The following is a 9,683-nucleotide window of genomic DNA, read 5'->3' as shown; positions in this document are numbered from 1 at the left end:
GTCAGGGGGCGGGAAAGGTTCGCGCGCGTTACGTGATCGTTATCAGCTGCGGGGCCGGTCGCGGTCCTTGGAGGGCTGGACCCGCTTGGGCTCGCCGGGCATCTTCGGGTACTCCGGCGGATAGGGCATGTCCCCCTGCCCGGCGGCGGCGTCCCGCTCGGCCCACTCCAGCAGCGGGGTGATGTCCCACGGGGCGTCGTCGATGCCGGCGTGCGGGTCGCCCCGCTCGGCGAACCGGGCCGGCACGCTGCCCAGGTGGAAGTCGTCCGGGTCGACCTCGGTCAGCTCGTCCCACTCGACCGGGGTGGAGACGGTGGCCCGCGGGTTGGCCCGCAGCGAGTACGCGCAGGCGATGGTGCGGTCGCGGGCCATCTGGTTGAAGTCGACGAAGACCCGGGTGCCCCGCTCCTCCTTCCACCAGGCGGTGGTGACCAGTTCGGGGCGGCGCCGTTCCAGCTCCCGGGCCAGCGCGATGGTGGCCCGGCGCACCTCGACGAACGTCCAGCGCGGCTGGATGCGCAGGTAGACGTGCACGCCCCGGCCGCCGGAGGTCTTGGGCCAGCCGGCCACGCCCAGCTCGTCCAGCAGCCCGCGCAGCTCACCGGCGGCGGTGACCGCGTGGGTGAAGTCGGTGCCGGGCTGCGGGTCCAGGTCGATGCGCAGCTCGTCGGGGCGGTCGACGTCGGCGGCGCGCACCGGCCACGGGTGGAACACCACCGTGCCCATCTGCGCGGCCCAGGCCACGTGCGCCAGGTCGGCCGGGCAGAGCTCGGCGGCCTTCCGGCCGCTGGGGAAGCTGATCTCCGCGGTCGCCACCCACGGGGGTACGCCCCGGGCCGGCACCCGCTTCTGGAAGAACGCCTCGCCCTCGATGCCCTCCGGAAAGCGCTGCAGGGTGGTGGGCCGGTCGCGCAGGGCCCGCATGATCCCCTCGCCGACCGACAGGTAGTAGTGGAAGACGTCCGCCTTGGTGAAGCCGCGCTGCGGGAAGATCACCCGGTCGGGGCTGCTCAGCCGTACGGTGTGCCCGGCGACCTCGATCTCCTCGACTGCGGCCTTGCTGCCAGCCATTGGGCGACCCTATGCGATGCCACCGACGGCCGACGTACCGTTGACCGGTGAGTCTCTCCGACAATGAAGTGCCCCGCACCGAGGACGAGTGGCGGGTTCGGCTGAGCCCGGAGGAGTTCCGGGTGCTCCGCGAGGCCGGCACCGAACGGCCCTGGACCGGCGAGTACGTCGACACCAAGACCCCCGGCGTCTACCACTGCCGGGCCTGCGGGTTGGAACTGTTCCGCAGCGAGGACAAGTTCGATTCGCACTGCGGCTGGCCTAGCTTCGACGACGCCATCCCCGGCGCGGTCAAGGAGATCCCCGACAACACCCTCGGCATGCGGCGGGTCGAGATCCGCTGCGCCCGCTGCGACAGCCACCTGGGGCACGTCTTCGAGGGCGAGGGCTTCACCCCGAAGGACACCCGGCACTGCGTGAACTCGATTTCCGTCCGGCTGGAGCCGAAGGGCGCCTGAGCGTGGCCCTTGCCCGGCCACGCTACTGCTGGAGTCATGCCCCACTTCGACGTACGCCGGCTCGCCGCCGTGGACATGCACGGTTCGGCCGGCTCGCCGGTCCGGCGACGGGTGATCCTGGTGGAGTTCGTCGTCGGCCTGGTGGGCTGCGTCGCTGAGCGGCCGTCAGAGCCGCAGGGTGCCGCCCCGTTCGTCGACCTGGTCGGCGGACTCGTCGTCCAGCCACACCCCGCCGGTGGCCAGGTAGCGGAAGCGGTACTCGCCCGGGCCGAGCCGCACCGTCACCGTCCGGGTGCCGTCCCGGCGGGCGACCAGTTCGTGCCGGCCGGGCTGCCAGTCGTTGAAGCAGCCGACCACGCTGACCGTGCCGGGCGGGGTGTCCCGGGGGAGGCAGAAGGTGACCCGGGTCTGGTTGCCGAAGAGCTTGTTGCGCTTGATCAAGGGGGTTCCTCCGAGGTTCGAGGCGGTCACCGGGTCCAACGCGCGACACGCCGGGGGCGACTCGCCGTCGAGCCGGATCAGGTTAGCCGGTTTCGGTTGCCGGGGCGTGTCCGCTCGTCGACCCTGGGATGACGGTCCATTTTCGGGGGGTTTCGTATGGCTACCTGTGAGGTCTGCGGCAACGACTACTGGATGGCGTTCGAGGTGCGCACGGTCAACGGGGCCACGCACACCTTCGACTCCTTCGAGTGCGCCATCCACAAGATGGCGCCGATCTGCGAGCACTGCCAGATCAAGATCGTCGGGCACGGCGTGGAGGTCTCCGGCCGCTTCTTCTGCGGCGCGCACTGCGCCCGGGCGGTCGAGGGCGAACAGGGCGCCGAGGTCCGCGACGCGGTGGGTGCCCGCCCCGCCTGAGCACGTCCGGGGGCCGGCCTACCATCGCGGGATGCCCATCGAGTCCCACCTGGCCGGCTTCGCGGAGCTGGACGCGCGCACCTTCCACGACCTGCTCCGGCTGCGCATCGACGTGTTCGTGGTCGAGCAGTCCTGCCCGTACCCGGAGCTGGACGGCAGGGACGTCGAACCCGGCACCCGGCACCTCTGGCTGACCCGGGACGGCGACGTGGTGGCGTACCTGCGGATCCTGGCCGACCCCGACGGCACGGCGCGGATCGGCCGGGTGGTGGTGGCGCCGGCGGCCCGCGGCGCGGGCCTGGCCGGCGCGCTGATGACCGAGGCCCTCGCCGTGGTGGGCGACCGGCCGTGCGTGCTGGAGGCGCAGAGCCACCTGGTCGACTTCTACGCCGGCCACGGCTTCGCGGTCAGCGGCCCCGGCTACGTCGAGGACGGCATCCCGCACACCCCGATGCGCCGGGAGACCCGGCCCGCCGCCTGAGCGCCCGTCGGTGGAGACGGTGGCGCGACCGGGGTCGCGGGCTGCGGCCCCGGTCGGCGCGGGTCAGACCAGGCAGGTGACGAAGTCGGCGATCGAGCGGCGGCGGCCGGTGTAGAAGGGGATCTCCTCGCGGACGTGCCGTCGGGCCCCGGAAGCCCGGAGGTCGCGCATCAGGTCGACGATCCGGTGCAGCTCGTCGGCCTCGAAGGCGAGCATCCACTCGTAGTCACCCAGGGCGAACGAGGCCACCGTGTTGGCCCGCACGTCCGGGTAGCCGCGGGCCAACTTGCCGTGCTCGGCCAGCAGCTCACGCCGCTCGGCGTCGGGCAGCAGGTACCACTCGTAGGACCGGACGAACGGGTAGACGCAGAGGTAGGCGCGGGCCTCCTCGTTGGCCAGGAACGCCGGGATGTGGCTCTTGTTGAACTCGGCCGGCCGGTGCAGCGCCATCTGCGACCAGACCGGGGTCAGCGCCCGGCCCAGCGTGGTGCGCCGGAACCGCAGGTAGGCGTCCTGGAGCGCGTCGCTGGAGGACGAGTGCCACCAGATCATCAGGTCCGCGTCGGCGCGCAGGCCGGCCACGTCGTAGGTGCCGCGGATGGTGACGTCCTTGCCGGCCAGCTCCTCGAAGAGGGACTCGACCTCGTCGACGACGTTCTCGCGCAGCGACGGGAGGGGGCTGGTGGCCCGGTACACCGACCACATGGTGTAGCGGATGGTCTCGTTGAGCTCCCGCAGCCGGGCCGCGTTGGTCTGCTCCGTCATGCTGCCGATCCTCCCAGTGCAGTGATGATCTCTTCGGCCGCCGTCTCGCCGGAGCGGACGCAGACCGGGATGCCGACGCCGTCGTAACCGGCCCCGGCCAGGGCCAGCGTCGGGTGGGCGGCGCGCAGCGCCGCCCGGGCCGCCGCCACCCGGCCGAGGTGGCCGGGGGTGTACTGCGGCAGGGCCCCGCCCCACCGCTGCACGTGCCGGGCCACCGGGGCGGGCAGCGGCGCGCCGAGCACCTTCGACAGCTCCCGGTGCACGGTGGCGACCAGGTCGTCGTCGGTGAGCTGGAGCGCGGTCTCGTCGCCGTACCGGCCGACCGAGGCGCGCACCAGGGCGAGCCCGTCCGGCCGGCGCAGGTGGCCCCACTTGGTGGTGAAGAAGGTGGACGCCTTGATCAGCAGCCCCTCGCCGGCCGGCACCAGGAAGCCGGACAGCTCCGGCAGCTCCGGCTCGGGCAGGGCCATGGTGACCAGCGCGACGCTGGCGTAGTCCAGCCCGCCGACGGTCGCCGCCACCTCGGGGGCCGGGCCGGCGAGCAGCCGTGCGGCCGGGCGGGCCGGCACGGCGAGCAGCACCGCGTCGGCCTCGACGAACTCTGGTTCACGGGTGGGCCCGACGGTGAGACGCCAGCCGGTCGGGGTGCGGTGCAGCTCGCGGACCGCGGCGTCCCGGCGGATCGTCGCCCCGCTCTCCCGGGCCGCCGCCTCGACCAGCGTGCTCAGCCCGCCGGCCAGGGTGCCGAAGACCGGGGCGCCCGGAGCGCGGGGCGCGGCGGCCTGCGCGGCGCGGACCGCCCCGACCAGGGTGTGCTCGACCCGGGCCGCCCGGGCCAGCGCCGGCATGGTGGTGACCAGCGAGAGGTCGTCGGCCCGGCCGGCGTAGACGCCGCCGAGCATCGGGTCGACCAGCCGATCCACCACCTCGTCGCCGAGCCGGTCGCGGACCAGCGCGCCCACCGACACGTCGGCGTCCGGCGGGAGCAGCGGCGCGCCGCCGTCCCGGTCGGCCGCCGTGGTCGGGTGCGCCACCGCCGCCACCCTGTCCAGATCGCCGGGTACGCCCACCAGGGTGCCGCCCGGGACCGGGCGCAGCCCGCCGTCGACCACCAGCGCGGCCTGCCCGACGGTGGGGTGCACGATCGCCCCGGTCAGGCCGAGCCGGCCGAGCAGGGTCACCACGGCCGACTCCCCGCCGGCCGGGTCGCGCATCAGGAACGACTCGGCGCCGAACTCGACCGGCCCGCCGGCCAGCTCACCGGTGCGCAGCTTGCCGCCGAGGCGGCCGGACTGCTCGTACACGGTGATCTCGATGCCGGCGGGGGCGCGGTCGCGCAACCGGACGGCGGCGGCCAGCCCGGTGATCCCGCCACCGACGATCGCCACCCGCCACGGTCGCGCCATGGTCGTCCCTCCCTTACGCCGCCGGCCGCGCGGACAGCTCGTGCACCAGCGCGACCACCCGGGTCAGCACCTCGGGGTCGGTCTCCGGCAGCACGCCGTGACCGAGGTTGAACACATGACCGGGGGTGGCCCGCCCCTCGTCGAGGATCCGGCGCACCTCGGCCTCCACCACCGGCCAGGGAGCCAGCAGCACGGCCGGGTCGAGGTTGCCCTGCACGGCCCTGTCCGGGCCGATCCGGCGGGTCGCGACGTCCAGCGGGGTACGCCAGTCCACGCCGACCACGTCGGCGCCGGCCTCGCCCATCGCGCCGAGCAGCTCCGCGGTGCCCACCCCGAAGTGGATCCGCGGCACGCCCGCGTCGGCCAGGCCGGCGAGCACGTGCGCCGAGTGCGGCAGCACGTAGCGGCGGTAGTCGGCCTCGGAGAGCGCCCCGGCCCAGGAGTCGAAGAGCTGCACCGCGGAGACCCCGGCGTCGACCTGCACCCGCAGGAACGCCAGCGTCACCTCGGCCAGCCGGGCGCAGAGCGCGTGCCACAGGTCCGGGTCGCCGTACATCAGCGCCTTGGTCTTCGCGTGGGTCCGCGACGGGCCGCCCTCGACCAGGTAGCTGGCCAGGGTGAACGGCGCGCCCGCGAAGCCGATCAGCGGGGTGTCGCCCAGCTCGGCGACGAGCAGCCGCACGGCCTCGTCCACGTAGGACACCTCGTCGCGGCCGATCGGGTTGATCCGCGCGACGTCGGCGGCGGTGCGGACCGGCTCCGCCACGACCGGGCCGGTGCCGGGCACGATGTCCAGGTCGACCCCGGCGGCGGCCACCGGCACCACGATGTCGCTGAACAGGATGGCCGCGTCGACCCCGTGCCGGCGGACCGGCTGGAGGGTGATCTCCCGGACCAGCTCGGGGCGGCGGCACGAGTCCAGCATCGGCACGTTGGCCCGGATGTCGCGGTACTCCGGCAGCGACCGGCCGGCCTGGCGCATGAACCAGACCGGGGTGTGCGGGCCCGGCTCGCGCCGGCAGGCGCGGACGAAGGGCGAGTCGGCCGGCCCGCCGCGGCGGGGTTCTCCGTCTCGGGCGGCAGTGCCCGTGGTGTCGGTGGTCATCGCGGCAATCGTGCCACGCGCCCGGGCGGCCCCCGCCGCCACCGTCACCTTTTGTGACCGGCCACCCTCGGGTGCCCGGCGCGGCCCGGCGCATGATCATGAACGTCCGCCCGGCGCGCCGTCACACCGTGCCGGACGGCGCGGCATAGGCTGCCGTCATGGCCCCCCCGATCGCGCTCCCGGAAACCTTCGCCCGCGCGGTCGCGGGGCTGCGATCGGTGACATGCCGCCCGGAGATCGTGCTGGAGGAGGTCGGCGCCCCGCAGCGTTTGGCCCCGTACGCGTTCGCGCTCTCCGCCGCGGTGCTGCGTGAGGGCGACGAGGTGGCCACCGGCCGGCTCATCCTGCTGCACGACCCGGCCGGGCACGAGGCGTGGCAGGGCACCCTGCGGCTGGTCACCTACGTGACCGCCGAGCTGGAGGTCGACCTGGCCAGCGACCCGATGCTGCCCGGCGTGGGCTGGACCTGGCTGACCGACGCACTCGACGCGCAGAAGGCCCGCTACCGGGCGATCGGCGGCACCGTCACCCAGACGCTCTCCACCCGGTTCGGCGAGCTGGCCGGGCCGCCCGCCGCGGGCGACATCGAGATCCGCGCCTCCTGGACGCCGCTCGCCGCCGACCTGGCCCCGCACCTGCTCGGCTGGTGCACGCTGCTGGCGTCGACCGCCGGCCTGCCCCCACCCGGCGTGACCGCGCTCCCCACCCGCCGCCCCGCCGGCGCCGCCTGAGCTTTCGGCCTTCCCGGGCGAGTTGCCGTTCGCGCTGACCGGCACGGCCAGGAATCGGGTGCCCCCGGCACGGCGACGGGCCGCCCCGAGCGCTCGGAGCGGCCCGTTCGTGAGCCGGGTCAGACGTAGTCCTCGGCCTCGTCGCAGACCTTGTCCAGCCCCTTGTTCGCGGCGTCGAAGGCCGCCTTGTCGCCGCGGGACGCCGCCGCGATGGCCGCGGTCAGCTTGTCCAGGCAGCTCGCGATGACCTTCTTCTGCCGGGCCTGCTCGTCCCGGTCGTTCTTGGTGCCGGTCAGATCCTGCTCGGTGTCGGCGAGCTTGTCCCGGACCGTCTGGAGGTCGCCCTTGAGCTTGTCGATCTCCTGCCGGTTCGCCGTGATCGTGCTGTCGCGCTGGCTGACCTGCTGCTCGGCCTTGTCCAGCTTGCCGTTGGTGGTGACGTAGAGGCCGGTCATCACGCCGCCGAGGACGAGGAGCAGCCCGGCGACGATGCCCAGGATCAGGGCAGCCCGCCCCTTGCCACCGCCCGCTGCCGGCGCCCCGTACGGCGGGACCGGGCCGGGCGGCGCCGACATCGGGTAGCCCGGCGGCGCCGACATCGGGTAGCCCGGCGGGGCCGACATCGGCTGCGGGTAGCCCGGCACGGAGCCGGCGCCGGAAACCGGCGGGACCGAGTTCGGCGGGGCCGACATGGGCTGCGGGTAGCCCGGCACGGAGACCGGCGCGCCCGGAGGCGGGACCGGGGCGGCGCCCGGCGCGTACTGGCCGGGCATCGGCGTGGTGGGCTGCGGCAGGGTGGGCTGGGGCTGGGCCGCGCCGTACTGCGGGGGCTCGGGCTGGGCGGGCCGGTACTGCGCGGGCTCGGGCTGGGCCGCGCCGTACTGCGGGGGCTCGGGCGGGGCGGGGCGGTACTGCGACGGCTCCGGCTGGGCCGGCTCGTACTGCTGGGGCTCCGGCTGGGCCGGCTCGTACTGCTGGGGTGCGGGCTGGCCCCCGTACGGGCTGCCGTACACGGTGCCCCCCGGCGGCTGGGGCGGGTAGCCGCCCGCTCCGGTCGGTGGCTGGGACATGTCTCTTCCTCCAGGTTTGCTGGTCCCCCGCGGGGTGGCCCGTAGGGCCGGGGTCTGCGGTCGGCGTGGTCGGGCCTACGCCTCGACGGTGCGGGACGGGGTCAAGCCCACCGGCGGCGCGCCGGTCAGCAGAGCTTGAACCGGTCGCACGCGGTCTTGATCGGCACCGCCAGGCCGATGCCCTCGGCGTCCCGGGCCTTGGCCGTGGCGATCCCGACCACCTCCTTGGACCCGTTGATCACCGGCCCGCCCGAGTTGCCGGGGTTGATCGGCGCGTCGAACTGGATCACCGGACCGGAGCCGCCCTCGTCCTTGCGGAACGCGCTCACCACGCCCGTGGTGACGCTGTCCTGGAGGCCGAGCGGCGCGCCGACCACCACGATCTGCTGCCCGGACTTGACCGGCGTGCGCGCCGCGAGCAGGCCGGTGAACTTGGCCGTGGTGCGCAGGTGGGCGAGGTCCTTGTCCTTGTCGACCTCGACGATCGTCGCCTCGAACCGCTGGTCCGTGCGCTCCAGGAAGACCTTGCGGTCGCCGGCCGCGTAGACCGCCTCCACCACGTGGAAGTTGGTGAGCAACGTGGTGCCGCCCCCGGCGGGAGCCTTGCCGATGGCGAAGGCCGTGCCGGTGAACTGGCCGGCCCGCACCCGGAACACGCTGGGCAGCACGGCGCTCGCCACGGCCTCCGGGTTGAACGTGGCGCCGGCCTGCTTCTCCAGCACCCCCGCCCGCTCCTCCAGGCCGTCGAGCCGGCCGGCGTCCGTGCCCTGCGCCTCGGCCAGTCGCCGGTCGGTGGCGGCGAGCCGGTCGTCCAGCCGATGGATCTGATACGCCTGCACGCCCGCGACCAGAGCCAGGATCCCGGCCAGGACGAGCGCCACCACCGGCAGCCTGCGCCCCCGCCCGGACCCGCCGGGGTGACCGGTGGGCTGTCCCGGCAACGCCGGCCCGGCGGCGGGCTGCCCGGGGTAGGCCGGCCCGGACGTGGGCTGCCCGGGATAGGCCGGGCCGGAAGTGGGCTGGCTCGGGAACGACGGACCTGACGTCGGCTGGCCCGGGTAGGCCGGGCCCGACGCCGGTGGCGGATAGGCCGGGCCCGACGCCGGTGCCGGATAGGCCGGGCCCGACGCCGGTGCCGGGTAGGCCGCGCCGGGAGTCTGCTGAGTCGGATAGCCGGCGGAGGCCGGCTGGCCCGGATGTGTGGGCGGAGCGACGGAGTTCGGGGCCGGGTGGTCGGTGTTGCCGGGCTGGCCGGGGAACTGTCCGGGGGCGGTCGGCTGTGCGGGCGGCCAGCCGCCGGGGGTGCGCGGGGTGGGTGCGGCGCCGCCACCCCACTGGCCGCTGTTCGGCGGCGGCGACCAGGCCGCCGAGGCGCCCGGCTGGTCAATGCCCGGCGCACCGCTCGCCCCGAGGGCGGGCGCCGCATCGAAGCCGGCACCGGGCGCGGAGCCGGGAGCGACGGGTGCGGAGCCGTGGCCCGCGCCGGCGGCAGCGGGTGCGGCACCGAACGCGGCGACGGGCGCGCCCGTCGGGTTCGGGGTCGGCGGGGTCGGATAGCCGGAGGGCTGACCCGGGACGGTGGCGTGGCCGGTCGGCGGGACGATGCGCGGCGGCAGCGGCCCCGGCCGGTCGGCTCGGGCCCGCCCCTGCTCGGCCGTCTCGTCGCCGCCCTGCCCCGGCACGCCGTCACCGGCCCCGTAAGCGCCCGTCATGATCGCTTTGTCCTCCCCCGTGACCG

The 9,683-nt window shown here is 75.0% G+C and carries 11 protein-coding genes; 4 read left to right on the top strand and 7 right to left on the bottom strand.

Annotated features, from left to right (window positions below):
• Window positions 1-42: 42 nt before the first annotated feature.
• Window positions 43-1,071, bottom strand: a complete 1,029-nt coding sequence (ligD, locus tag AC0OLQ_RS09625) for a non-homologous end-joining DNA ligase (RefSeq protein ID WP_484531027.1) — start codon at window positions 1,069-1,071, stop codon at window positions 43-45.
• Between the two features lie 47 nt (window positions 1,072-1,118).
• Here ligD and msrB point away from each other — a divergent pair, with 47 nt between their 5' ends.
• Window positions 1,119-1,529, top strand: coding sequence for a peptide-methionine (R)-S-oxide reductase MsrB (gene msrB / locus AC0OLQ_RS09620; protein ID WP_357339450.1), 411 nt, complete (start codon window positions 1,119-1,121; stop codon window positions 1,527-1,529).
• A 165-nt stretch (window positions 1,530-1,694) separates the two neighbouring features.
• On the opposite strand, the gene AC0OLQ_RS09615 is transcribed toward msrB, so the two are convergent.
• Window positions 1,695-1,970: an isoamylase early set domain-containing protein gene (locus tag AC0OLQ_RS09615; RefSeq protein ID WP_484531026.1), complete on the bottom strand. Its 276-nt coding sequence runs from the start codon at window positions 1,968-1,970 to the stop codon at window positions 1,695-1,697.
• A 156-nt stretch (window positions 1,971-2,126) separates the two neighbouring features.
• Here AC0OLQ_RS09615 and AC0OLQ_RS09610 point away from each other — a divergent pair, with 156 nt between their 5' ends.
• Together AC0OLQ_RS09610 and AC0OLQ_RS09605 are read left to right on the top strand one after the other, a co-directional pair.
• The gene (locus AC0OLQ_RS09610; RefSeq protein ID WP_357339464.1) at window positions 2,127-2,387 is read left to right on the top strand and encodes a Prokaryotic metallothionein; all 261 of its coding nucleotides are present in this window, start codon (window positions 2,127-2,129) and stop codon (window positions 2,385-2,387) included.
• Between the two features lie 31 nt (window positions 2,388-2,418).
• The gene (locus AC0OLQ_RS09605; protein ID WP_484531025.1) at window positions 2,419-2,868 is read left to right on the top strand and encodes a GNAT family N-acetyltransferase; all 450 of its coding nucleotides are present in this window, start codon (window positions 2,419-2,421) and stop codon (window positions 2,866-2,868) included.
• A gap of 63 nt (window positions 2,869-2,931) precedes the next feature.
• Here the strand turns inward: AC0OLQ_RS09605 and hemQ are convergent, their stop codons facing one another.
• Genes hemQ through hemE form a run of 3 tightly spaced genes read right to left on the bottom strand, consistent with a single transcriptional unit; the run spans window position 2,932 to window position 6,144 of the window.
• Window positions 2,932-3,633: a hydrogen peroxide-dependent heme synthase gene (gene hemQ / locus AC0OLQ_RS09600; RefSeq protein ID WP_357339468.1), complete on the bottom strand. Its 702-nt coding sequence runs from the start codon at window positions 3,631-3,633 to the stop codon at window positions 2,932-2,934.
• A complete protein-coding gene (hemG, locus tag AC0OLQ_RS09595; protein WP_484531024.1) occupies window positions 3,630-5,039 on the bottom strand; it encodes a protoporphyrinogen oxidase in 1,410 nt (469 codons plus the stop codon). Before hemG ends, hemQ begins: the two co-directional genes overlap by 4 nt.
• A gap of 13 nt (window positions 5,040-5,052) precedes the next feature.
• Window positions 5,053-6,144: a uroporphyrinogen decarboxylase gene (hemE, locus tag AC0OLQ_RS09590; protein ID WP_357339472.1), complete on the bottom strand. Its 1,092-nt coding sequence runs from the start codon at window positions 6,142-6,144 to the stop codon at window positions 5,053-5,055.
• 158 nt (window positions 6,145-6,302) lie between these two features.
• Here hemE and AC0OLQ_RS09585 point away from each other — a divergent pair, with 158 nt between their 5' ends.
• Complete coding sequence (locus AC0OLQ_RS09585) at window positions 6,303-6,875, top strand: DUF3000 domain-containing protein (RefSeq protein ID WP_484531023.1); 573 nt, start codon at window positions 6,303-6,305, stop codon at window positions 6,873-6,875.
• A gap of 119 nt (window positions 6,876-6,994) precedes the next feature.
• Here the strand turns inward: AC0OLQ_RS09585 and AC0OLQ_RS09580 are convergent, their stop codons facing one another.
• Both AC0OLQ_RS09580 and AC0OLQ_RS09575 read right to left on the bottom strand, forming a co-directional pair.
• The gene (locus AC0OLQ_RS09580; RefSeq protein WP_484531022.1) at window positions 6,995-7,945 is read right to left on the bottom strand and encodes a hypothetical protein; all 951 of its coding nucleotides are present in this window, start codon (window positions 7,943-7,945) and stop codon (window positions 6,995-6,997) included.
• 125 nt (window positions 7,946-8,070) lie between these two features.
• Window positions 8,071-9,333 (bottom strand): S1C family serine protease, encoded by a 1,263-nt coding sequence (locus AC0OLQ_RS09575; protein ID WP_484532308.1) that lies wholly within the window; start codon window positions 9,331-9,333, stop codon window positions 8,071-8,073.
• Window positions 9,334-9,683 lie beyond the last annotated feature (350 nt).

This window comes from Micromonospora sp. Utrum1, from assembly GCF_057197805.1.
This window is presented reverse-complemented; position numbering and strand designations above follow the sequence as displayed.